General features: G+C 65.9%; 22 protein-coding genes. 9 read left to right on the plus strand and 13 right to left on the minus strand.

Going from position 1 to position 22,408, the window contains the following annotated elements:
• Window positions 1–2: 2 nt before the first annotated feature.
• From E8L99_RS08785 to E8L99_RS08795, 3 genes are read left to right on the plus strand one after another with little or no spacing between them, the layout of a single operon-like run.
• A complete protein-coding gene (locus E8L99_RS08785) occupies window positions 3–869 on the plus strand; it encodes a branched-chain amino acid ABC transporter permease (RefSeq protein ID WP_137099183.1) in 867 nt (288 codons plus the stop codon).
• Window positions 869–1,789, plus strand: a complete 921-nt coding sequence (locus tag E8L99_RS08790) for a branched-chain amino acid ABC transporter permease (RefSeq protein WP_137099184.1) — start codon at window positions 869–871, stop codon at window positions 1,787–1,789. Before E8L99_RS08785 ends, E8L99_RS08790 begins: the two co-directional genes overlap by 1 nt.
• Window positions 1,786–2,292, plus strand: a complete 507-nt coding sequence (locus E8L99_RS08795; protein WP_252511301.1) for a GAF domain-containing protein — start codon at window positions 1,786–1,788, stop codon at window positions 2,290–2,292. The genes E8L99_RS08790 and E8L99_RS08795 overlap by 4 nt, the downstream gene beginning before the upstream one ends.
• On the opposite strand, the gene E8L99_RS08800 is transcribed toward E8L99_RS08795, so the two are convergent.
• Window positions 2,293–3,486: a multidrug effflux MFS transporter gene (locus E8L99_RS08800; RefSeq protein ID WP_137099185.1), complete on the minus strand. Its 1,194-nt coding sequence runs from the start codon at window positions 3,484–3,486 to the stop codon at window positions 2,293–2,295. It lies immediately after the preceding gene.
• A gap of 63 nt (window positions 3,487–3,549) precedes the next feature.
• Complete coding sequence (locus E8L99_RS08805; RefSeq protein WP_137099186.1) at window positions 3,550–4,026, minus strand: YqaA family protein; 477 nt, start codon at window positions 4,024–4,026, stop codon at window positions 3,550–3,552.
• A 102-nt stretch (window positions 4,027–4,128) separates the two neighbouring features.
• On the opposite strand from E8L99_RS08805, the gene E8L99_RS08810 reads away from it, so the two are divergent.
• On the plus strand, window positions 4,129–4,479 hold the full coding sequence (locus E8L99_RS08810) for a MarR family transcriptional regulator (protein WP_137099187.1): 351 nt from the start codon (window positions 4,129–4,131) through the stop codon (window positions 4,477–4,479).
• A gap of 48 nt (window positions 4,480–4,527) precedes the next feature.
• On the plus strand, window positions 4,528–5,376 hold the full coding sequence (locus tag E8L99_RS08815) for a C40 family peptidase (protein ID WP_137099188.1): 849 nt from the start codon (window positions 4,528–4,530) through the stop codon (window positions 5,374–5,376).
• 4 nt (window positions 5,377–5,380) lie between these two features.
• On the opposite strand, the gene E8L99_RS08820 is transcribed toward E8L99_RS08815, so the two are convergent.
• From E8L99_RS08820 to E8L99_RS08865, 10 genes are all read right to left on the minus strand, one after another.
• Window positions 5,381–6,061 (minus strand): thioredoxin domain-containing protein, encoded by a 681-nt coding sequence (locus E8L99_RS08820; RefSeq protein WP_137099189.1) that lies wholly within the window; start codon window positions 6,059–6,061, stop codon window positions 5,381–5,383.
• Between the two features lie 77 nt (window positions 6,062–6,138).
• Window positions 6,139–8,232, minus strand: a complete 2,094-nt coding sequence (locus tag E8L99_RS08825; protein WP_137099190.1) for a methyl-accepting chemotaxis protein — start codon at window positions 8,230–8,232, stop codon at window positions 6,139–6,141.
• A gap of 144 nt (window positions 8,233–8,376) precedes the next feature.
• A complete protein-coding gene (locus E8L99_RS08830) occupies window positions 8,377–9,327 on the minus strand; it encodes a 2-hydroxyacid dehydrogenase (protein WP_252511302.1) in 951 nt (316 codons plus the stop codon).
• Complete coding sequence (locus E8L99_RS08835) at window positions 9,324–10,964, minus strand: ABC transporter ATP-binding protein (protein WP_137099191.1); 1,641 nt, start codon at window positions 10,962–10,964, stop codon at window positions 9,324–9,326. Before E8L99_RS08835 ends, E8L99_RS08830 begins: the two co-directional genes overlap by 4 nt.
• Window positions 10,961–11,416 (minus strand): type II toxin-antitoxin system VapC family toxin, encoded by a 456-nt coding sequence (locus tag E8L99_RS08840; protein ID WP_137099192.1) that lies wholly within the window; start codon window positions 11,414–11,416, stop codon window positions 10,961–10,963. Before E8L99_RS08840 ends, E8L99_RS08835 begins: the two co-directional genes overlap by 4 nt.
• Window positions 11,417–11,644: a hypothetical protein gene (locus E8L99_RS08845; protein ID WP_137099193.1), complete on the minus strand. Its 228-nt coding sequence runs from the start codon at window positions 11,642–11,644 to the stop codon at window positions 11,417–11,419.
• A gap of 20 nt (window positions 11,645–11,664) precedes the next feature.
• Window positions 11,665–12,831 (minus strand): ABC transporter permease, encoded by a 1,167-nt coding sequence (locus E8L99_RS08850; RefSeq protein WP_137099194.1) that lies wholly within the window; start codon window positions 12,829–12,831, stop codon window positions 11,665–11,667.
• A gap of 5 nt (window positions 12,832–12,836) precedes the next feature.
• A complete protein-coding gene (locus E8L99_RS08855) occupies window positions 12,837–13,940 on the minus strand; it encodes a microcin C ABC transporter permease YejB (RefSeq protein ID WP_137099195.1) in 1,104 nt (367 codons plus the stop codon).
• Window positions 13,941–14,022: 82 nt separating this feature from the next.
• Entirely contained in the window at window positions 14,023–15,321 is a 1,299-nt protein-coding gene (locus tag E8L99_RS08860; RefSeq protein WP_168201611.1) for a methyl-accepting chemotaxis protein, read from the minus strand.
• 219 nt (window positions 15,322–15,540) lie between these two features.
• Window positions 15,541–16,200 carry an aspartate/glutamate racemase family protein gene (locus tag E8L99_RS08865; RefSeq protein WP_210421801.1) on the minus strand — a complete coding sequence of 220 codons (660 nt, stop codon included), beginning with the start codon at window positions 16,198–16,200 and terminating at the stop codon, window positions 15,541–15,543.
• A 71-nt stretch (window positions 16,201–16,271) separates the two neighbouring features.
• Here E8L99_RS08865 and hydA point away from each other — a divergent pair, with 71 nt between their 5' ends.
• Together hydA and E8L99_RS08875 are read left to right on the plus strand one after the other, a co-directional pair.
• Window positions 16,272–17,753 (plus strand): dihydropyrimidinase, encoded by a 1,482-nt coding sequence (gene hydA / locus E8L99_RS08870; protein ID WP_137099197.1) that lies wholly within the window; start codon window positions 16,272–16,274, stop codon window positions 17,751–17,753.
• Window positions 17,754–18,009: 256 nt separating this feature from the next.
• Window positions 18,010–20,067 (plus strand): M3 family metallopeptidase, encoded by a 2,058-nt coding sequence (locus E8L99_RS08875; protein ID WP_137099198.1) that lies wholly within the window; start codon window positions 18,010–18,012, stop codon window positions 20,065–20,067.
• A 7-nt stretch (window positions 20,068–20,074) separates the two neighbouring features.
• On the opposite strand, the gene E8L99_RS08880 is transcribed toward E8L99_RS08875, so the two are convergent.
• Entirely contained in the window at window positions 20,075–20,845 is a 771-nt protein-coding gene (locus E8L99_RS08880; protein WP_137099199.1) for a S1 family peptidase, read from the minus strand.
• Window positions 20,846–21,184: 339 nt separating this feature from the next.
• Here E8L99_RS08880 and E8L99_RS08885 point away from each other — a divergent pair, with 339 nt between their 5' ends.
• Window positions 21,185–21,862, plus strand: a complete 678-nt coding sequence (locus tag E8L99_RS08885) for a response regulator (protein ID WP_252511364.1) — start codon at window positions 21,185–21,187, stop codon at window positions 21,860–21,862.
• 36 nt (window positions 21,863–21,898) lie between these two features.
• Window positions 21,899–22,366 (plus strand): hypothetical protein, encoded by a 468-nt coding sequence (locus E8L99_RS08890; protein ID WP_137099201.1) that lies wholly within the window; start codon window positions 21,899–21,901, stop codon window positions 22,364–22,366.
• Window positions 22,367–22,408: the final 42 nt, after the last annotated feature.

Genomic DNA, 22,408 nt, shown 5'->3' on the forward strand with positions numbered 1-22,408 from the left:
GCATGCTGTCTGCCATCATCCAGGCCCTGATGAACGGGATCGTCTCCGGGACGATCCTCGCCGTGCCCGCGATCGGCTTCACCGCGATCTTCGCGGTGCTGCGCTATCCGAACTTCGCCATCGGCGCGCTGGCAACGGTTGGCGCCTATGCGGGCTGGCTCGCCAACACCAAGCTGGGGCTGCGCATGGAATATGCGCTGCCCTTCGCGCTTGTGGGCGCGGGCGCGGTCGGCCTTGCCGCCGAGCAGCTGGCGATCCGCCCCCTGAGCAAGGCCAGCGCGCTGATGATGGCGATCTGCTCGCTGGCCGTCGGCATCATCATCGAGAACCTGATCCGGTTCTTTTTCGGCAATGACCCCCGCGGCTTCGACGTGCCGTTGACCCGCGACGTCCGGTTCTGGGAGCTGCGCATCTCGCCGCAGCAGGTCGAGAATTTCCTGATCGCCCTGGCGATCATGACCATTCTCTGGCTCGCGCTGAACTTCACCCGGATGGGACGTGCCATGCGGGCGATCGCCGACAATCCCGATCTCGCCCGCCTCAAGGGCGTCGAGCCGGCAACCATCTCGGCGATCACCGTGTTTGTCGGCGCAGGCCTTGCCGGCATGGGCGGCATGCTGGTGGCACTCGATACCGCCGCCGATCCATTGACCGGCTTCCGGCTGGTGCTCTCGGTCTTCGCCGCAGCCGTGCTGGGCGGGCTTGGCTCGATCCCCGGTGCCGTCGGCGGGGCGCTGATCATCGGCATGGTGGAAGAGCTCACCGTGCTGCTGATCTCGCCCAATTACCGGACCGCGATCGGCTTCCTGATCATTCTGGGCGTCCTGACCATCAGGCCGGCCGGCCTGTTCGGCGAGAGGCAGAACTGATGGTCGGCTATCTCAACTACATCGTGTTCATTCTGGTCGTGGCCGGCGTCTATGCCATGCTGGCGCAATCGCTGACGCTGTCCTGGGGGCTCGCGGGCCTGGTCAATCTCGGTCTCGTCGGCTTCTTCGCCATTGGCGCCTATGCCTCGGCGATGTCGACCAAATGGGGCGGCGCGCCGATCGTCATCGGGCTGGTCGCGGCGCTGGCGGCAGGCGCCCTCATGGGGCTCATCGTCACCTTCTCGACACTGCGCCTGCGCGACGACTATCTCGCCATCGTCACGCTGGGCTTTGCCGAAGTGGTCCGCCTCGTCGCCTCCAACGAGATCTGGATGACCGGCGGCACCGACGGCATTGCCGGTGTGCCGTCCTTCATTCCGCGCGACTGGGGGCAGGGCTATCACCTGACCATGCTCGCCATCGTCTCGGCCTTCGTCATCGTGCTGCATCTCGGTCTCAAGCGGCTGGCCGAAAGCCCCTGGGGGCGCGCGCTTCGGGCCATCCGCGAAGACCAGACGGTGGCAGCGGTCGCGGGCAAGCCGGTGGTGCGGTTCAAGGCCGAAGCCTTCACGCTGGCTGCGGCGGTCGCTGGCCTCGCCGGTGCGATCTATGGCCATTACACCAGCTTTGTCGCGCCCGAGATCTACCAGCCGCTGATCACCATCTACGTCTTCCTGGCGGTCACCGCCGGTGGCGTCGGCCGTCCGCTCGGCGCTGTTGTGGGCGCCTATCTGCTGGTGATCTTCCTGGAGGCAACGCGCTTCTTCGCCGAATTCGTCCCCGGCGTCTCGCCGGTCCAGGCAGCGGCGCTGCGCGAGATCCTGGTCGGGCTGGCGCTCGTCCTGATGTTGCGCTTCCGCCCCGAAGGCCTCTTCCCCGAACTCAACCAGCGCGCTCCGGCGTCAGGAACAAGCCCATGACCGATATCGTCAAGGAACTGTCGGCGGTTGCCGCAGCCCTCACCCAGTCGAGCGATGCCAAGGCGCTCTATACCGCAGTCGATCATGCCGTGAAGCGGCTGGTCGGCCACAAGCTGTTCACCCTGCTGGTCGTGGTCAATGGTGCCACCCAGGTCGAGCGCATCTACACCAACGAGCCCGTCGCCTATCCGCTAACCGGCCGCAAGCCAATGGGCGTCACGCCGTGGAGCGACCATGTCCTCGGTGGCCTGAAGCCCTGGCTCGGCCACAATGCCGCGGATATCCGCTGGGCCTTCCCGGATCACGAGCTGATCGCCAGCCTCGGCTGCGCCTCGTGCATCAACATCCCGGTCATCCGCTTCGGCACGATGCTCGGCACGATGAACGTGCTGGATGCCGAGAACGCCTATAGCGAGAGCGATGTCGAGACGCTGAAACTGTTCGCGCCTGTGCTCGCGCTGCCCTTTGCCGAGGCGGCCCGCACCATCGACAAGACCGCCTGATCAGCGCGCTGTCTGAACGAAGCGGTTGGCGAGATAGGTGCCAACCGCGATCGAGGCCGTCACGCCGAGCGCCGCGGCCAGCGGCCAGGCGCTGTTGCCCAGCGCATGGCCGACGAACACGCCGGCAATCGCGCCGCTCGACATCTGGATGAAGCCGGCGAGCGACGAGGCCGCACCCGCCTTGTCGGGAAACGGCTTCATCGCCGCCGACAGGGTCTGCGGCATGGTGATGCCGAAGCCGAGCGTATAGGCGGCCATCGGCGCCAGGATGCCGGCAAGCCCGAGCCCGCCGATGCCAAGAGCGGCGGCCATGGCGAGAGCGCCCAGCGCCTGCAGACCGATGCCGATGCGGATGGCCATGTCTTCGCCCAACCGCGCCACCAGAGGCGTGCCGATGATCGATCCGCTGACAAAGCCGATCACGCAGGTCGAGAACGATGCGCCGGCCCCGATCGGCCCCAGCCCATAGACGCCCTGCAGGATGAACGACGACGACGAGATGAACGAAAACAGGCCCGAATAGCCGGCGGCGAAGATCAGCGTATTGGCGAGGAAGGTGCGGTCGACCACGATCGTGCCGAAGGTCCTGAGAATGCCGATCGGCGAGATCGGCGCGGTCGAGCGTTCGCGCAGCGTTTCTGGCAGCTGGACCATGACCAGGACCAGCGCGCAGGCCGCGTAGATCAGCATGATCGCGAAGGTCGAGCGCCAGCCGAAGGCGACATGCAGCACGCCGCCGAAGATCGGGGCTATCGCCGGCATCACGCTCATGAATGTGCCCATCAGGGCGAGTTCGCGGGCGGCGCGCCGTCCCTCATAGAGATCGCGCACGATGGCGCGGGCCACCACGATGGGACCGGCAGCCCCCAGGGCCTGCAGGCAACGGGCGGCGGTCAGCGTCTCGATCGACTGCGCGGCGGCACAGAGCGCCGTTCCCACCCCGTAGAGCACCAGCGCGATGACCAGCACGGGCTTGCGGCCATATTTGTCCGACACGGGTCCGTACAGGATCTGGCCGGCGGCAAAGCCCACGAGGAAGGCCGATAAGGTCAGCTGCACCTGGGCCGTCGTTGCGCCAAGGACCCGACCGATATCGGGCAGCGACGGCAGGTAAAGGTCGGTCGAGACCGGTCCCATCGAGATCAGCATCGCGAGCAGGGCGGTCAGCGCGAATGTGTCGGGACGGAATGCCATGCTGCCTCGAAACGGGAGGGGAGGGTTCACCTAGCTCCCGGCTGTCATCCTGTCGAGCGGGCCTCAGCCTGCAAAGGCGCTGAGCAGCCCTGCCGCGCCGAGCCAGATCACGGCGTAGCGGCCGGTCCGGGCAACAAGCGTCAGCAGCAGCGTCGGCACGGCCGGATAGCGCGCCATGCCGGCGACCAGCGTGATCGGGTCACCGACGACCGGCAGCCAGCATCCGAGCAGCGCCGCCCAGCCATAGCGGGTGAAGATCCTCTGCATGCGCGCGATCGTTTCGGGCGGCAGGCGGAAGCGCTTGAGCCATGCGTGACCGCTCTCGCTGTCGGCACCGCGCGCCAGCAGGCGGCCGATCCACCAGCTTGTCATCCCACCAGCGGTGTTCGCGATGGAGGCGACCACGAACAGCAGTCCCGGCCGTTCGTAGCCGGCCGCGAGAATGCCGACGAACACCAATTCCGACCCGCCGGGCAACAAGGTCGCGGCCGAGAACGCGGCGAGCGCCATGGTCGACAATGTGGCAAGATCGGCGACCAAGAGAGGCTCCCTGTTAACCGCGGTCTCATGCCACGAGAGAGCCCGCTTGCACAGGGTGCGCCAGGGCCTTTTAATACGGCTCCGAAACGAGTTGAGTACCCGATGGCTGTCGAGCTGCGTCCGGCCCAGGCGATCAAGCTGATGCACGACCTGTCGCTTGCGTTGGTGCAGGACGGTGAGCCGGACTTGTCGCCGCGCCAGCTCGCCATCCTGCTGACCATTTATCTGGAGCCGCCGCCCCATCACGTGCGCGATCTGGCCGCACGCCTGAAGGTGACCAAGCCCGTGATCACCCGCGCACTCGACACGATGGGCAAGATGGAATTGGTGTCGCGCCGCCGCGACGAGAATGACAAGCGCGACGTGATCATCCAGCGCACCGTCAAGGGGGCACTCGCCATCGAGCGGCTGGGCGACCTGCTGGTGGCGCAGGCCAAGGGTCTCCAGCCGTGACAGGCCTGCAGTCGTGAGCCGTTAACGGCCATATGCTAAGAGACGTCCATGTCGTTCGACCGCCGCCTGACGCCCGCCCGTTCCGATCTCGCCAGCCTCGCGCTGAAAGGCCGCGTTGAGGCCGAGCGCTTCGTCGAAGGCAAGCCTGCGCGCGTGACGGCCGCGGTGACGGCATTGCGCGGCAAGCCGGATCTTGCCGCCGGCATCGATACCGAACTCACCTATGGCGAGCCGGTCACGGTCTTCGACGAGGCGGACGGCTTCGTCTGGCTGCAATCGGCCCGCGATGGCTATGTTGGCTATGCGGAGGCCGGAACCATCGGCCCGGCCGGCCAGCCGGCCACCCATCGCGTGGCGGCGCTCAGGACCTATCTCTATCCCGGCCCGAGCATCAAGCTGCCGCATCTGGCTCTCGTGCCGATGAATGCGCGGTTGACGCTTGTTGGCAAGGACGGCCAGTTCGCCGTCACCGATACCGGCGCATATGTCATCGCGCATCATCTTGAGCCGCTCGGTCAAGTCGAGGCGGATTTCGTGGCGGTGGCCGAGCGCTATGTCGGCACGCCCTATCTCTGGGGCGGCCGCACCAGCCTAGGCCTCGATTGCTCCGGACTGGTCCAGACGGCTCTGGAGGCTGCCGGCATCGCCGCGCCCCGCGATTCCGACATGCAGGAAAAGGCGCTGGGCGACGCGTTCGATCTGAAGCCCGATCTCTCGAACCTCCAGCGCGGCGACCTCATGTTCTGGAAGGGCCATGTGGGCATCATGACGAGCCCGACCGAACTCCTGCACGCCAACGGCCATCACATGGCGGTGGCGAAGGAGCCCGTGGCGGAAGCAGTGGAGCGGATCAGGGAAAAGTCGTTCGGCCAGGTGACCAGCGCGCGAAGGCTCTGAAAGGTCAGTCGCAGACCGGCTTGTCGCACTGGCGCACAGCCTTGACCGCCGCTTCCAGCACCGTCCGTCCGGGCCATCCGATCAGCGCGACGCCAGCGAGCATGAAGGACGGCGTCGCCGCGAGATTGGCTGAATTGGCGAGCCGCGCCGCCTGCGCCAGGACCTGACCGGTTTCCCGCTTGTCGGCGATATCCTCGACCGCCGCCCTGTCCAGCCCGAGATCGGCGGCAACGGCAAGGCCCCTTATCCCGTCGAACACGCCGCGCGCCGCCATGGAGGCCGCCTGATAGGCCTTCGCCTTGTCCGCGCCGCCCAGCAGCTTCACCGCATATTCGACGCGGGCGGCCTGGAACGACGGGATGCCGAGGCTCGGCGCATTGATGAAGCGCACCGCCAGATCGGGATCGGCTGCCACCATGGCGTGGATGTCGCGTGCGGCACGCCGGCAGAAGCCGCAATTGGAATCGTAGATCTCTGTGATCGTGATGTCGGCCTCGGCCGACCCGATCAGCAGCGCATTGTCCAGTTCGGTGATCTCGGTCTCGATCTCGACGGGAACGCGGAAATTCGGCACTTCCCGGCCATCGGCGCCGAACAGCGGATACCAGGCACCCTGTGCCAGGGCCGGCCCTGCCATGAGGCTGAGCCCGCTGGCGAGAAGCTTGCGGCGGCTGTGTCGAAGCATCGGGTCAATCCGGAAAGCAGAACGGCCGCACCATGGAGGAGCGGCCGTTCGACTTGAAGTCACGCCTGCGTGACGGATCAGGCGGCGCGCACGGTCGCCATGAATTTCTCGACTTCGTGTCGCAGATGCTCGCTCTCCTGCGACAGCGCCTGGGCCGACGACAGCACCTGTGTCGAGGCGGCGCCGGTATCGGCGGCGCCCTTGTTGACATCGGCGATGTTGGTGGCGACTTCCGCGGTGCCCTGGGCGGCTTCCTGAACGTTGCGGGAAATCTCCTGGGTCGCGGCGCCCTGTTCCTCGACGGCGGCCGCGATCGCGGTCGCAATCCCCGCCAGCCGGTCGATCGTCGTGCCGATCTCCTTGATGGCGTTGACCGAGTCCTGGGTCGCCACCTGCATGGTGGAGATCTGTGCGCCGATCTCTTCGGTCGCCTTGGCGGTCTGCGTCGCCAGCTGCTTCACTTCCGATGCCACCACGGCGAAGCCCTTGCCGGCCTCACCGGCGCGAGCGGCCTCGATGGTGGCATTCAGCGCCAGCAGGTTGGTCTGCTCGGCAATGGCCGTGATCAGCTTCACCACATCGCCGATGCGGCCGGCCGCAACCGACAACTCGTTGATCCGCGCATCGGTCTTCTGGGCCTGCTTCACGGCCTCGTTGGCCATGCGGCTCGATTCCTCGACCTGGCGGCCGATCTCGCCGACGGAGCTCGCCATTTCCTCGGCGGCGCTGGCCACAGACTGGACATTCGCCGAGGCGTCATCGGAGGCCGAGGCCACGACGCCCGCCAGCTGTTGCGTGTTGGCAGCGGTGCGAGAGAGCCCGCCTGCCGCCGATTCCAGCTGACCCGAGGCGCGTGAGACCGTGTCGACGATATTGCCGACAGCCGCCTGGAACTCGTCGGCGAGCTTCAGCATGGCCTGACGGCGGTCGGTGGCCGAGCGCTCCTCGAGGACCTTCTGCTCGCCGCGCAGGCGCTCGGCTTCGATCATGTTGTCCTTGAAGGTCTGCATGGCGCTGCCGAGCGCGCCGATCTCGTCCTTGCGCTCGGTGAACATGGCGTCCACCGTCATGTCGCCATTGGCGAGCCGGAGCATGCCTTGCTGCAGATGGCCGAGCGGGCCAGTGACGCGGCGCGACACCAGCACGATCATGCCGACGGCGAAGATGAGTGCTGCGCCGAGCAGGCCGAGCTGGGTGGTCAGGCTCTGCATTGCGCTATCGCGAAGCGTGTTGGCGCGCTCGCGGGCAACCGACAGAGCCGCTTCCGCCACACCGAGGATGGTGCCGAGCTTTTCGACGGCCATTGGCGACCAGGTGTCGGCTGTGAAACCTGCCGGCTCCTTGCGGATCAGGGCGGTCAGCGTCTTGAGACGCAGCGCGGCGAATTCCGGGCTGATGAAGCCGGCACGCGCGCGGACCATGGCCTCGCCGAAGCGCGGCGGCATGGGCAGCATGGAAGCGAGGCTTTCCACCGATGCCCAGGCGGTCTCAAGCCGGGTCGTCAGCTGGGTATAGCCGACCATCGGATCAGCCGGCATGGGCAGGCCGGCCAGTGGGTTCGAGATGGCCACCGACGTGTCGCCGGCCGCCTGGCGGGCAACCCAGGCCTGCTGCTTGATTTCCATCAGCTGGTCGACAAAGGCGTCATCCAGCTTGATCACCCGGGTCAGATCGTTGGACACCTTGTCGAGGAGTTCGATCGCTTCGGTCGTAGCCTTGAAGAATTCCGGCGCCAGGGTTGCGCGGCGCTGTGCCTTGGGCTGAGCGAAGGCGGCAGTCGTCTCGGTATGCAGCGCCTCCAGGCGGCTGATCATGCTGTCGAGGCTGCCAATCGCGCCGGTAAGGCTCGGCAGATTGGCCTGCCGAAGGGTGGCAACCGCTGCCTTGAGTGCCGGCATCTCGGCGTCGCGGACCGGCTTGATGGTCGGGGGGACGCCCTGGAAGACGCCATCCAGCAGCAATTGGCGGTTGGTGTTGGAGCGGTCCACCCGCAGGTTGTGGAGCGCCGTGAACATGTGGGACGTCGCTTCCGCGACGGTTGCGGTCCGGTTCGCGCTCTTCAGCTTGTCCCATGACGTCCAGGCATCGAAGGACAGCTGCGAGATGACCGCGATGACGAGAGCGGTAATGACCGCCTTCAGCAAGGCGTTGACAGAAATCTTGTTGAACAAAGCGCTCTCCGGACAGCATTTATCAGCGATAAATGGACTGTCCGGCACTGTGGTAAAGGAAGCGCTAAGACAATTGAGAAAACCGTTCAGACAATTCGGCTAAACTCTCAAAAGTTAGAGTGACTTAAGGGAAGGTCTCCCTCGTCAATAGCTATGTGACGGGTCCACGACATTCGTCAGGGCGCCACCCTGCTCCGCGACCTGGATCTGTCCGGCAACATAGGCGGCAATCGCGGGCGGCGAGGAGATCGCCGAATTGTGCGGCGTGACCGTCACCTTCGGATGCAGCCAGAACGCGCTGTCGGCCGGCAGCGGCTCCACCTGGAACACGTCGAGCACGGCGGAGCCGAGCTTGCCGCTGTCCAGAGCCGCCAGAATGTCGGCCTCGTTCTGCAACCCGCCGCGGCCCACATTGATGAGAACGGGGCCGCCGATCGCCTCAGCCTTCGGCAGATGGGCGAACAGGCTGGCATTGAGAATGCCGGCCGTATCGGGGGTCAGCGGCATCACCGCCACCAGAATGTCGGACGACGCGACGAGCGCCTCCAGGCCTGAAGCTCCATGGTGCATGGTCACACCGTCAACGGCCTTCTCGCGCCGGCTCCAGCCGGCAACGCGGAAGCCCATCGCCTTGAGCTTGCCGGCGGCATCCTGGCCCAGCACACCCATGCCGAGCAGGCCGACCTGGATGTCGCTGGCCTGCGGCTGGTCGCGCAGGTCGGTCCACGAGCGCTGCTTCTGGAAGCCGTCATAGGTGCGCACCCGGCGCAGCGCCATCAGGCAGTGCATGACGATATATTCCGACATGCGGGTCGTCAGGTCGGGGTCGACCACACGCACGATCGGAATGCCGGCCGGCAGGCGCTTGTCCTTGAACAGATGGTCGACGCCGGCGCCAAGCGAGAAGATGGCCTTCAGGTTCGGCAAGCCCGCAAAGGCGCCTTCCGGCTGCTTCCAGGCCGCGGCATAGGTGATCTCGGCGGGATCGAAGGTCTCGGTGTGCAGCACGACCTTCCAGCCCGGCAGGGCGTTCTGGAAGCGCGTGCGCCAGGGTTCGGGATCCCAGCCTGACATACCAAGGAGCAAGGTGTTCACGGTGCGGGGCTTCCGTAGGCTGTGGTTTCAAGATCGAAGGCGGCGGCGAAGAGGGCCTTCGTGTAATCCTTCTCCGGATGCTTGAACACCCGTTCCGCGGGACCCTGCTCCACGATCCGGCCGTCCTTCATGACGATGATGTCGTCGGCGAGTGCCGAGACCACCTTCAGGTCGTGCGAGATGAACAGATAGGTCAGGTTCCTCTTGGCCTGGAGGTCGCGCAAGAGGTCGACAATCTGGGCCTGCACGATGCGGTCGAGGGCCGAGGTCGGCTCGTCCAGCATGATGAAGGAGGGCTCCAGCACCATGGCACGGGCAATGGCCACGCGCTGGCGCTGGCCGCCCGAGAATTCGTGGGGATAGCGGTGGCGGGTTTCGGGATCGAGGCCGACATCGACGAGGGCCGTTGTCACCCGGCGATCCACCTCATCTGCACTGATATGGGGATGGTGGACGCCGAGCCCTTCCGCGACGATTTCGCTGACCGACATCCGCGGTGACAGCGAGCCGTACGGGTCCTGGAACACCACCTGCATCTCGCGACGCTTCGGCCGCATGGCCTTCACACCAAGCCCCTGGATCGGCTGGCCCATGAACACGATCGGACCTTCCGACGAGATCAGGCGGAGAAGCGCCAGCCCGAGTGTCGTCTTGCCCGAGCCGCTCTCTCCGACAATGCCGAGCGTGTGCCCGGCCTTCACCGCGATCGTGATCCCGTCCACCGCCTTGATATGCCCGACGGTGCGCCGGAGAAGCCCCCGTTTGATCGGGAACCAGACCTTGAGATCGTCGGCCTCCATGACGAGGGCTCCGCCGTCCTTCTCGGGGCGGACCATGGGTGTCGGCTCGGCGGCCATCAGGTCGCGCGTATAGGTCTCGCGCGGGCGCTCGAAAATCTCGCGCACCGGCCCCTGTTCGACGATCTGGCCATGGCGCATGACGCAGACCCGGTCGGCGAATTTCCGTACGACGCCGAGATCGTGGGTGATGAACAGGATCGCCATGCCGAATTCGCGCTGCAGATCCTTCAGGAGCTTCAGGATCTGCGCCTGCACCGTCACGTCGAGCGCGGTGGTCGGCTCGTCGGCAATGAGAAGGTCCGGCTCATTGGCCAGCGCCATGGCAATCATCACGCGCTGGCGCTGACCGCCGGAGAGCTGGTGGGGATAGGCGTCGAGCCTGGATTCAGGATCGGGCAGGCCGACCTTGGCGAGCAGATCGATGGCACGTGCCTGTGCCGCGGTCTGCGACAGGCCGCGGTGCAGGATCAGCACTTCCGCCACCTGCTGCCCGATCGTGTGCAGCGGGTTGAGCGAGGTCATCGGTTCCTGGAACACGATGGAAATGTCGTTGCCGCGCACCGCCCGCATGTCGGCTTCCGGCGCCTTCAGCAGGTCCTGGCCTTTGAACAGGATCTCGCCCGACGGGTGTGACGCCGCTGGATAGGGCAGGAGCTTCATCACCGAGAGCGCCGAGACCGACTTGCCGGAGCCGCTTTCGCCGACCAGAGCGATGGTCTCACCACGCGCGATGTCGAAGGAGATGCGGTCGACGGCCAAGCTCTCCTTCCCGCCCTGGCGGAAGGCAACGGAGAGATCGCGGACGGAAAGGAGGGGTACGGCTTCTGGGTCTGTCATGGGAGCGCCGTCAGGAAGCGGTCAATGTCGGAGGGAATGTCGGGATTGAGATAGTTGAGCCGCGGCAAGACGGCGAGGCGGGCATCGGACGTGACGAACCAGCCGCAATCCTGCAGCGCCGCGGTTGCGAGATGAATGGCATCCGGAGACTTGAGGGCCGGCCAGCGTGCCCTGAATTCGGCGGCCTGGCGAAGCACGGGTCGCTCGACGTCGTGGCAGGCAAGTGTCGCCGTCTCGCCCGCGAAGATCCGGTCATAGACCGCCACCAGCGCGTCATCGCCGTGCCGAAGCGGGTGAACGAGAACCTCGCTCCAGGTGAGCCAGCTGGTCATGGCCGTCAGCCGGCCGGTATCGATCATGTCCCACAATTGCTCGTGCCGGACATTCTGGCCATGCGGGCTCTCCACGAGCCGGATCAGGAAATTGGCATCGAGATAGATGCTGACGGCCACTCAGATCGGCCCGCCATCGCGAATGCGCCGGACGCGCTCCACCGCTTCCAGCGTGGACTGGACACGCTTGAAATCGAGTTTGTCGGTCATGGCCCGCAGGCGCTGCGAGGCGGTGAGCACGGGCGCTGCCTCCTGCACGATCTCGACCGGGCGCGAGGGGTCTAGACCCTCCCGCAAGGCGGGCGGCAGGTCGGCTACGGAGACGATCTTGCGCACAACCTCGTTCATGGCCCGATCCTACCATGACATCAGGCGAAGGTCTTGCGGGGATCGAACGCGTCGCGCACCGCCTCGCCGACGAAGATCAAGAGCGACAGCATCACCGCAATCGTCACGAAGGCTGTCAGCGCCAGCCAGGGCGCCTGGAGGTTCGATTTGCCCTGCTGCAGGAGTTCGCCGAGCGAGGGCGAACCGACCGGCAGGCCGAAGCCGAGAAAGTCCAGCGCGGTCAACGTCATCACGCTGCCGGACAGGATGAACGGCAGGAAGGTGATGGTGGCGACCATGGCATTGGGCAGCAGATGCCGGCGCATCAGGGTAAACGAGCCGACGCCAAGCGCGCGGGCCGCCTTCACATATTCGAAATTGCGGGCACGCAGGAATTCCGCTCGCACCAGTCCCACCAGCGACACCCATGAGAACAGGAGCAGGATGCCGAGCAGCACGAAGAAGCTCGGCGCCAGCACCGAGGAGATGATCAGCAGCAGGTAGAGCGAGGGGATGGCCGTCCAGATCTCGATGAAGCGCTGGAACAGGAGATCGGTCCAGCCACCGAAATAGCCCTGCACGGCGCCGGCCGCGATGCCGATGACCGATGAGATGATCGTCAGCGTCAGGCCGAACAGCACGGAGATGCGGAAGCCGTAGATGATGCGGGCGACGACATCGCGGCCCTGGTCGTCGGTGCCGAGCCAGTTCCAGTTGCCGCGCTGGCAATAGCTCGAGCCGGCGGGACGTTCGCTCCGCGGTTTTGCCTCGGCCGCCACGCAGTCCGGCAGCTTGTCGCTCTGCGCCCAGGTCGGCGCCGAGGGAAATGGCGTCAGCGGGTCCTTCACGGTGGACGAATAGGAGTGGCGGATCAGCGGCCAGACGAGGAAGGCCTTCTTCTGCTCGAACAGGTCGAGCATGAAGGCCTCCTTGAAATCGACCGGCGTCTCGAACTCGCCGCCCAGCGCCTTCTCCGAATAGTCGAACAGGATGGGGTAGAAATTCTGCCCCTCCATGCGGATGAATAGCGGGCGGTCATTGGCCAGAAGCTCGGCGAACAGCGTCACCACGAACAGCAGCATGAACAGCCGGAAGCTCCAGAAGCCCCGGCGATTGGCGCGGAAATTCGAGAGCCGGCGCTGGTTGAGCGGCGACAGGAAGGGGCGGGGTGCGGCATCGGGTGCCGGCGCGACGGTGATGGCAGCCATGGCGCTCAGACCTCCCGCGCTTCGAAATCGATGCGCGGATCGACCCACGTATACATGAGGTCGGAGATGAGGTTCACCACCAGGCCCACCAGCGAGAAGATGAACAGCGTGGCGAACACCACGGGATAATCGCGGTTGAGTACGCTCTCGAAGCCGAGCAGGCCCAGTCCATCGAGCGAGAAGATCGTCTCGATCAGGAGCGATCCCGTGAAGAAGGCGTGGACGAAGGCGCTGGGAAAGCCGGCAATGACGATCAGCATGGCATTTCGGAACACGTGGCCATAGAGAACCGAGCTCTCGTCCAGTCCCTTGGCGCGCGCCGTCATGACATATTGCTTGCGGATCTCCTCGAGGAACGAGTTCTTGGTCAGAAGCGTCATCGTCGCGAAGGCGCCGAGCGCCATGGCGGTGAGTGGCAGCGCCAGGTGCCAGAGGTAGTCGATGATCTTCTGGTGCCAGCTCAACTGGCTCCAATTGTCCGACCACAGGCCCCGCAACGGGAACCAGTCGAGAAACGAGCCGCCGGCAAACAGCACGATGAGCAGGATGGCGAACAGGAAGCTTGGGATCGCATAGCCGACGATGATGACGGCCGATGTCCACACATCGAAGCGCGAGCCGTCGGTCATCGCCTTGCGGATGCCGAGCGGGATCGAGATCACATAGGTGAGCAGCGTCAGCCACAGGCCGAGCGAGATCGAGACAGGCAGCTTCTCCTTGATCAGGCTGATCACCGAGACGTCGCGGAAATAGCTCTTGCCGAAATCGAAGCGGATATAGTTCCAGATCATCAGGCCGAAGCGTTCATAAGCCGGCTTGTCGAAGCCGAACTGCTTCTCCAGCTGCGCGACGAATTGCGGATCGAGGCCCTGCGCGCCGCGATAGCGACTCTGCGCCGCCTCCACCGCCGTGGACGCCGCCTGCCGCGCGGCATCGCCGCCACCGCCGCCCAACCTCTGCGAGGCCGACATGTCATTGCCGGTGAGCTGCGCGATCACGCGCTCCACCGGCCCGCCGGGGGCGAACTGGATGACCAGGAAGGAGATCAGCATGATCCCGAACAGGGTCGGGACCATTAGCAGGATGCGGCGGATGATATAGGTCAGCATGGCGGCAGAGTCAGGGACAGGGACTCCGGCGTCAATAGGGTGGCTGTATGGTCGGCCAGGGATCGCCGCCGCGGGCTGCTCGTCAACCGCGGATCAGCACATCGAGATGGGCGAGCACCTCTGTCGATGACCGGTTCATCGCCTCGAACGCGGCGAGTGCGCCCGTCCTGTCGCCCGCCTGGTGCAGATCCGCCGCCCGCCGGCCATTCGTGTGAACGGCTTCATGTGCCGGCATCAGCGCCGCGAAGCTGGGATTGCGCCTGAGCCGCTCGTCGGTCACTGCGTCATACCATTTGCCGAGGCGGCACTGGTGATGGTCGGCCAGTTCGCCGGCCTTGATCACCTTCAGGCCCACCATCATTTCCGCGAGATGCTTCTTCCACATCAGGTGGTCGGACTTGGCGCGATGCAGGACATAATTCGGCACGTTGCGGGATTCGAGCTCCGCGAACTGTTCGGCGATGATCTTCTCCGAGGCGCCGACCATGGTCAGCGTTTCGTCGGCGAAGCCGGCGGATAGCCGCGAGTGATGGGCGATCGCCTGAACCCCACGCGAGATCTCGGCGACCGCTTGGTTCTGCTGGTCGAGCAGGCCGGCAATATCGGTGATCCGCCCGGTATTGCCGTCGACGATCTGACGCACGTTGACGATCTGCCGCTCGGCGTCCTCGGATCGCGCCACGCTTTCCTCGACCAGGCCGCTGACCTCCACGACATTGTCCATGACTTCCTTGACGTGTGTCTCGAGCCGGACGATGCGGGTGCGGATGTCGTCCGTTGCCCGCTGCGTCTGGCCTGACAGGGCCTTCACTTCCGACGCGACGACGGCAAATCCGCGGCCGGCCTCGCCGGCTCGCGCCGCCTCGATCGTCGCATTGAGCGCCAGGAGATTGGTCTGCTGCGCCAGCGCCTCGATCGTCGAGACGAAGGTCCCGATCTGTTGGGCGGCCTCGGCCAGGGCATCGGCGGCCGACGACATAGACCGGAACGAGGCGCCGATCTTCCGGCTGGCATCGGCCGACATGGCGGTGGCCGCGGTACCGGCCTGCATGGCGCTGCTCGCGGTTTCCATCGACTGGGCGATGTCGCGGGCGGTCGCGGAAATCTGGTCGATCGAGGCCGTCATCTCCTCGACGCCTGCGGCGATGGCCTGGGCGCGGCCGTCGGTCTCGCGGATTTCGCCGGTGATGCGCGCCGAGGCGGCCATGGCCTCGCTCGCCTTGATGGAATATTCGACGGTTTGACGCAGCATGCTCTCGTCGCGGCCACGCAGGGCGATCTGGAGGCTACGCAGCGTTTCCCTCAATTCCGGCGGCAGATCCTCGGGAATCGCGGATGGATCGCTCTTCGACAAGGCGACCAGCGCGCCGACCATCGCCATGGACGAGAATGTCAGAGCATGGGGTTCCACAGCCGGGGCGCGAGTTTTTTCGTTTTTTCGACCTACGAAAGAAAACATGATCTGCCCTGCGAGTTTTTGCGCAGAAAAGATGTAAAATCGATTGGTTAGTGGTTCATGAACGAAGAGTGCACCGGCGCCTGCCGGTGCTGGGTCCGCGACGGGGCATCGCGGGAGGCGACTCTGCCTCCCTGCACGGTCTCACCCCACAGCCAGCGTGCCGATCGCCATGGTCACCGCCGCCTGGGTCGGGTCGATCACCGGAATGCCCAGCGCATCTTCCAGCGGCTTCCTGTGCCGCGCCATGCCGGCGCAGCCCATGACGATGGCATTGGCGCCGTCGAGGTCGCGGAGCTCGCGGCCGACAGCGATCATCTTGGCGAGCGTGCCCTCGCCAGAGGCTGTCTCGGCGACCGACATTTCCAGGGGGCGCTCGCCGGCGAGGCGATCCATCAGGCCCATCTGGCGCAGATAGCGCAGATGGCGGGGTATCGAGCGCGACTTGATCGCGATCACCCCGAACCGCTCGGCGCGGGCAAGCGCCGTCAGCACGCCGGATTCGGCAATGCCGAAGACCGGACGCGTCGTGCCCTCGCGGGCGACGAACAGGCCGGGATCGGAATAGCAGGCGATGACGAAGGCATCGGCGTCATTGGCCGATTCCACCTTGCGGCGGAGCGGCAGCGTCACGCTCTCCACATGCTCCTGCGTCTCGATGCCGAGCGGGCCCTCGGGCAGGCTGATGCAGACGATCTCCGGGCCCTCGGCATAGGTGAGCGGCTTCACCGCTTCCCGAAGCCCTTCGGTGACGGCCTCGTTGGAGTTCGGATTGATCACGAGGATACGGGGTCTGCGTGCCATGGTGTTCCGCCGGACGAGAGATGATGCTTATTGTCGGGCCAGAAACTCTTCCCGTCCAGCCGGAGCGCGACATGCCTGCCACACCCTATGATCTCGTCATCCGCGGCGGAACGGTTGCGACCGCCGATGGCACCTTCGTGGCCGATGTCGCAGTGAAGGGCGGGACGATCGCTGCCGTCGGCGCAGGGCTCGGCGCAGGTACCCGCGAGATCGACGCGACGGGCAAGTTCGTGCTGCCCGGCGGCATCGACACCCATGCCCATGTCGAGCAGCTCTCGGCGGCCGGCATCGTCAATGCCGATACTTGGGAAAGCGCCACGCGCTCGGCAGCCTTCGGCGGCAACACCACGGTCGTGTCCTTTGCCGCCCAGCATCGTGGCCTCGACATGATGAAGGTGGTCGATGATTATTCGGCGCTCGCGCGCAAGGGCGCGATGATCGACTATGCCTTCCACCTGATCGTCGCCAATCCCGACCAGAAGACCATCGAGAAGGACCTGCCGGAACTGATCAAGGCGGGCCATGCCTCGATCAAGGTCTTCATGACCTATGACCTGATCAAGGTAGACGACGAGCCCCTCCTCGACGTGCTGCTCACCGCCCGCCAGAACGGCGCAATGGTCTGCCTCCATGCCGAGAACCACGGCATGATCTCCTGGATGGGCAAGAAGTTGGTCGCCAAGGGCTATACGGCGCCGAAATACCATTCGATCAGTCATCCGCGCGGCTCGGAGGCCGAGGCCTTCACCCGGCTGATCGCGCTCGCCGAACTGATCGACCAGCCGATCATGATTTTCCACGTCTCCACCGCCGAGGGCGCCGCCGTCATCCGCGAAGCGCGCGGCCGCGGCCTCAAGGTCTTTGCCGAGACTTGCCCGCAATATCTGTTCATGACCAAGCACGACCTCGACAAGCCGGGGCTCGAGGGCGCGAAATGGATGTGCTCCCCGCCGCCGCGCGAAAAGTCCGACCAGGACGCGCTCTGGCGCGCTCTCGCGCTGGGTGACCTGCAGACGGTGACCTCGGACCACGCGCCCTATCGGTTCGACGCTACCGGCAAGCTCGCCGCCGGCCCGAACCCCAATTTCAAGCAGATCGCCAACGGTCTGCCGGGTCTGGAAGTGCGCCTGCCGCTGCTGTTCGACGCGATGGTGTCGAAGGGCCGGCCGGAATTCGACGGCCGCGGGCTCGAGGCCTTTGTCGACCTCACCGCCACCCGACCCGCCGCGATCTACAACCTGCCGAACAAGGGCCGGATCCAGCCGGGCTTCGACGCCGATATCGCGATCTGGGATCCGGCAAAGCAGGTGACCATCACGGATGAGAACCAGCACGACCTCACCGGTTTCACGCCCTTCGCCGGCTACAAGGTCACGGGATGGCCGGTCCATGTGCTGCTCCGCGGCCAGGATGTGGTGAAGGGCGAGGCCCTGGCGGGCAAGCCCGGCTCCGGCCAGTGGCTGAAGCGCACCGGCGGTCCGGCGGCCAAGCCGACCGGCAATCTGACGCTGGACATGGATCCTGCGACCAATTTCGGCGCGAAGATTTTGTGAGGTGAGGGCAGCAACGGGTTTGCGTCGCCTTTGCGGTCGCCTGGACAAGCTCGCAACGCAAACTCTCCATTCCTCATCCTGAGGAGCGAGCGAAGCGAGCCTCGAAGGACCTTTTCAAATTCTGCCGTCCGCGACCGATCCTTCGAGGCTCGATCGCTTCGCGACCTCGCGCCTCAGGATGAGGACGGAAGGTGCAGAGCTTCAATACTCCCGTCCACCCCTTGAGCCCCGCCGCCTCAGCCGCCACATTGACCCCATGACACAGCTTCTCGCGACCGACCCCAATCCCTTCTTCCGTCCCTGGGCGACGCCCTTCGGCATCGCGCCCTTCGGCGAGATCGCCATCGACGATTATCGCCCGGCCTTCGAGCGGGCGCTCGCCGAGCATCGCGCCGAGGTCGAGGCGATCGCCACCAATCCGCAAGCGCCGAGCTTCGCCAACACGATCGACGCTCTCGAAGTGGGCGGCCACACGCTCGACCGGCTCTGTGGCGTGTTCTTCAACATTGCCGGTTCGGACGCGACCGACGCCATCCAGGCGATCCAGCGCGACATGGCGCCGTTGCTCGCCAAGCACGGCAATGCCATCTCGCTCGATCCCCGCCTGTTCGCCCGCGTCAAGGCGCTGCACGACAAGCGCGCCGAACTGGGCCTTTCTTCCGAGCAGATGCGGGTTCTGGAGAAGACCTACAAGAACTTCGTCCGCTCCGGCGCCCTGCTCGACGAGGCGGGCAAGGTGCGCATGCGCGCGGTCAGCGAGCGGCTGGCCGTGCTCGGCACCACCTTCGCGCAAAACGTGCTGAAGGATGAATCGACCTGGACCCTGACGCTCTCCGAGGCCGACGTGAAGGGCCTGCCGGACTATCTGAAGAGCGCGCTAGCCCAGGCCGCCAAGGATCGGGGCAAGGACGGCTATGTCATGACGCTCGGCCGCTCCATGGTCGAGCCCTTCCTTACCGTGTCGCCGCGCCGCGACCTGCGCGAGACCATCTTCAAGGCCTGGGTCAAGCGCGGCGAGATGGGCGGCGATAGCGACAACACTGCCGTCGTCGCCGAGACGGTGAAGCTCAGGATCGAGCGCGCCAACCTGCTGGGCTACCCGACCTTCGCCGCCTTCAAGCTCGACGAGACCATGGCGAAGACGCCCGGGGCCGTCCGCGACCTGCTCGACCGGGTCTGGGTGCGTGCCAAGGTGCGCGCGGCCGAGGAGCGTGCGGCGCTCGCCGAGATGGCGCTGTCGGAAGGCATGAACGAGCCGATCGAGCCGTGGGACTGGCGCTTCTATGCCGAGAAGGTGCGCCAGCAGCGCCACGCCATCGACGAAGCCGAGATGAAGCCCTATTTCCAGCTCGACCGGATGATCGAGGCCGCCTTCGACACGGCGACACGCCTGTTCGGCGTCACCTTCCGCGAGCGCACCGACGTGCCGGTCTACCATCCCGATGTCCGCGTCTTCGAAGTGGCGCGCGCCGGCCAACCGATCGGCCTGTTCCTCGGCGACTATTTCGCGCGCGGGACCAAGCGCTCCGGTGCCTGGATGAGCGCCTTCCGCAGTCAGGAGAATCTGACCGCCCCGGTCCTGCCGATCATCGTCAATGTCATGAACTTCGCCAAGCCGGCGGCTGGCGAGCCGGCGCTGCTCTCCTTCGACGACGCCCGCACCCTGTTCCATGAATTCGGCCACGGCCTGCATGGGCTTCTGTCGAATGTCACCTATCCCATGCTGTCGGGCACGGCGGTGGCGCGCGACTTCGTCGAGTTCCCCTCGCAGCTCTATGAGCACTGGCTCGCCCGCCCCGAGGTTCTGTCGCGCTTCGCCATCCATGCGAAGACGGGCGAGGCCATGCCGGTCAGCCTGATCGACAAGCTGATCGCGGCGCGCAATTTCAACCAGGGCTTCGGCACGGTGGAATATACGTCCTCCGCGCTGGTCGACATGGCGTTCCACTCGCTGGAGGATGCCGAGGGGCTCGACCCCATCGCCTTCGAGGCGGCCGAACTGAAGCGCCTCGGCATGCCCGAGGGCATGGTGATGCGCCACCGCACGCCGCATTTCACTCATGTCTTCTCGGGCGACGGCTATTCGGCCGGCTATTACAGCTACATGTGGTCGGAAGTGCTCGATGCCGACGGCTTCTCGGCCTTCGAGGAGACCGGCGACGTGTTCAATCCGGAGCTCGCCCGGCGCCTCGGCGAATTCGTCTATACCGCCGGCAATACCCGCGACCCGCTGGAGGCCTACAAGCTGTTCCGCGGCCGCGAGCCGGACCCGGAGGCGCTGCTGGTCAAGCGCGGCCTGGTGAAGGCCGCTTAAGAGCGGCTTACTGGCGCATCTCGACCGTGCCTGCTGTCGCGTTCCAGCCGGCAATGGTTGCACGGATCCAGCCGATATGGTCGCGCACGGGAATGAAGATCGGCGTCGACGTGCATTCGCGGCCGGGATCGGTGGTCCCGCCCTTGAGGATGCCGACCACCGTGAACGTGCCGCCCGAGCGCCGGTAGACCGGTCCGCCGGAATCGCCGACGCACATGCCGGAATGGTCGTGGCCGGCAAGGCCGGCAAAGCCGCGGCCCGGCACGCTCGGATTGGCCGAGCGCATCAGCGCCTCGCGCAGCACGCCGTCCCTGGCCCGCGAGCGCTCCGTCGAGCCGAAGCCGGCAATGATCAGCTCCTCGCCATTGCCGGATGAGCCGAACCAGCCGCCGCCCGGCAGAGCTGCCGCACGGGTATCGGTGCCGAAGCTGCGCCCGACCTGCAGCAGGCCGACATCGTCGGCGGCAAAGCCATGGCCGGGATCAAAGTTCGGATGGGCGGCGGTGCGCAGCACGGTGACGGTCTGGCGGCGGAACGAGCGGTCGAGATAGCGCACGCGGTAGCGACCGCGACTTGCCACGCAATGGGCGGCGGTGATAACCAAATCGGGGCCGATGATCGCGCCGGTGCAGACGCCCTCGGGCGTCTCGATCAGCACGGTGGAGCGCCTGGTGCCATTGGGATCGCGGGCGGGCTCGCCGCGCATCACGGCTTCCGCGGGATAGGATGCCCCAACCAGGGCGACCAGAGCTGCAACCCAACCGACGATGCGCGCCACGATAACCGCCTCATCTTAAGGAGCCGGAGTGCGTGTCCCCGGCGGATGGGGACAGCAGACCCCCCGGCTTGCGCCCTGTCAATGCGCAGGAGGCCGCACTTGTTCCAGAACAAGCTCCGGCGGCTCTGCCCGCAGGTTGGGCGGAACAGCCTGGCTCCCGTTGGGGAAGTCAGGCGCGGATGCCTGCCTGACAGGTGGAATGCCGCTGCATTTGCCAATTCTGGCGGCGAACCTCCGCCGAGTGCCGGACTTGTCATCCCCTTACGAAACGCGGAAACTTGTGGACTGCCCGCACCCAAGAAGGCGGCCCCAAGGAAGCTGTTGAAAGGACATCAGGTGCTGGACGCCACGACAGCGCTCTACCGGATCGTCATTGCCGATGATCATCCTCTGTTCCGTGGCGCGCTGCGCGAGGCCGTCAGCGGCCTGCCGTGCGGCCTGCACATCGCCGAGGCCGGCTCGTTTGCCGAGATGTCGGACCTGATCTCCGCCGATCCGGATGTCGATCTCGTCCTGCTCGATCTCGCCATGCCCGGCGTCAAGGGCTTCTCCGGTCTGATGTATCTGCGCGCCCAGCATCCAGGCGTGCCGGTGGTCATCGTCTCGGCGACCGAGGACCCCGGCATCATCCGGCGCTGCTTCGAGTTCGGCGCCTCCGGCTTCATCCGCAAGACGCTCGGCACCGAGGCGATGCGCGAGGCGGTGAAGACCGTGCTCGACGGCGGCACCTTCGTGCCCGACGATATCGACCTGTCGGTCAATGCCGATTCCGAAAGCGCCCGCCTCGCCGCTCGCCTCGCCAGCCTCACGCCGCAGCAGGTGCGCGTGCTGATGATGCTGTCGGAGGGCCTGCTCAACAAGCAGATCGCCTATGAGCTCACCGTCTCGGAAGCGACCGTGAAGGCCCACGTCTCGGCCATCCTCACCAAGCTTGGCGTCGACAGCCGCACCCAGGCGGTGATCGCTGCGTCCAAGATCGCCGCCGATGGCTGGCCGGGGCAGAGCCTCAACGGCTGAGGGACCACGACGATGCGACCGGCCGGCCTTTTGACCATGATGACCACCACCGCGGCGGTCAGCCTCGTTGTCCTGTCGATCATGCCGGTCTGGGCTCAGGGGCAGGCGGGTTGGCGCACGCGTCCTGAAGGCCGTTCCGTCGAGGCCTTCGCGCGCAGCGAGACGCCCGGCGCAGCACTGCGTCTCAATTGCGCCAATGGGTCGATATGGCTGACCTATGAGCCGACGAGCCGCTGGAACGGCAATGGTGCTGTAACCGTCCGCATCGGCGCCGACGCCTTTCCGATGGTGATCGACGGCGGTGGCGGCGCCATTCTCAGCAATGCGCCGAATGGCGGAATGGGCGTGACCCGGGCGGTGCTGGACAAGATCCGGACCGGCCAGACCCTTGTGCTGGAGGGAACCGCCGCCGCGCGCGTGCCGGTCGGGCAGCGCACTTTCGCGCTCGTGGGCGCCGCAGCCGCCCTCGCCGCCGTGGAACGGACCTGCGGCGGAGCGCGCTAGCGCGAAGGCCAGCCGGCTGGACAGCACGGCCCGCACGGGATC

It is taken from the genome of Phreatobacter aquaticus, from assembly GCF_005160265.1.
In the GTDB taxonomy this organism is placed as follows: domain Bacteria; phylum Pseudomonadota; class Alphaproteobacteria; order Rhizobiales; family Phreatobacteraceae; genus Phreatobacter; species Phreatobacter aquaticus.

What these genes read in the sequence shown, in the direction of transcription:
- E8L99_RS08785 (WP_137099183.1), top strand. Translation starts at nt 3, where the DNA reads ATGCTGTCTGCCATCATCCAGGCCCTGATGAACGGGATCGTCTCCGGG.
- E8L99_RS08790 (WP_137099184.1), top strand. Translation starts at nt 869, where the DNA reads ATGGTCGGCTATCTCAACTACATCGTGTTCATTCTGGTCGTGGCCGGC.
- E8L99_RS08795 (WP_252511301.1), top strand. Translation starts at nt 1,786, where the DNA reads ATGACCGATATCGTCAAGGAACTGTCGGCGGTTGCCGCAGCCCTCACC.
- E8L99_RS08800 (WP_137099185.1), bottom strand. Translation starts at nt 3,486, where the DNA reads ATGGCATTCCGTCCCGACACATTCGCGCTGACCGCCCTGCTCGCGATG.
- E8L99_RS08810 (WP_137099187.1), top strand. Translation starts at nt 4,129, where the DNA reads ATGGCTGTCGAGCTGCGTCCGGCCCAGGCGATCAAGCTGATGCACGAC.
- E8L99_RS08815 (WP_137099188.1), top strand. Translation starts at nt 4,528, where the DNA reads ATGTCGTTCGACCGCCGCCTGACGCCCGCCCGTTCCGATCTCGCCAGC.
- E8L99_RS08820 (WP_137099189.1), bottom strand. Translation starts at nt 6,061, where the DNA reads ATGCTTCGACACAGCCGCCGCAAGCTTCTCGCCAGCGGGCTCAGCCTC.
- E8L99_RS08835 (WP_137099191.1), bottom strand. Translation starts at nt 10,964, where the DNA reads ATGACAGACCCAGAAGCCGTACCCCTCCTTTCCGTCCGCGATCTCTCC.
- E8L99_RS08845 (WP_137099193.1), bottom strand. Translation starts at nt 11,644, where the DNA reads ATGAACGAGGTTGTGCGCAAGATCGTCTCCGTAGCCGACCTGCCGCCC.
- E8L99_RS08850 (WP_137099194.1), bottom strand. Translation starts at nt 12,831, where the DNA reads ATGGCTGCCATCACCGTCGCGCCGGCACCCGATGCCGCACCCCGCCCC.
- E8L99_RS08855 (WP_137099195.1), bottom strand. Translation starts at nt 13,940, where the DNA reads ATGCTGACCTATATCATCCGCCGCATCCTGCTAATGGTCCCGACCCTG.
- E8L99_RS08860 (WP_168201611.1), bottom strand. Translation starts at nt 15,321, where the DNA reads ATGGCGATGGTCGGCGCGCTGGTCGCCTTGTCGAAGAGCGATCCATCC.
- E8L99_RS08865 (WP_210421801.1), bottom strand. Translation starts at nt 16,200, where the DNA reads ATGGCACGCAGACCCCGTATCCTCGTGATCAATCCGAACTCCAACGAG.
- hydA (WP_137099197.1), top strand. Translation starts at nt 16,272, where the DNA reads ATGCCTGCCACACCCTATGATCTCGTCATCCGCGGCGGAACGGTTGCG.
- E8L99_RS08875 (WP_137099198.1), top strand. Translation starts at nt 18,010, where the DNA reads ATGACACAGCTTCTCGCGACCGACCCCAATCCCTTCTTCCGTCCCTGG.
- E8L99_RS08890 (WP_137099201.1), top strand. Translation starts at nt 21,899, where the DNA reads ATGATGACCACCACCGCGGCGGTCAGCCTCGTTGTCCTGTCGATCATG.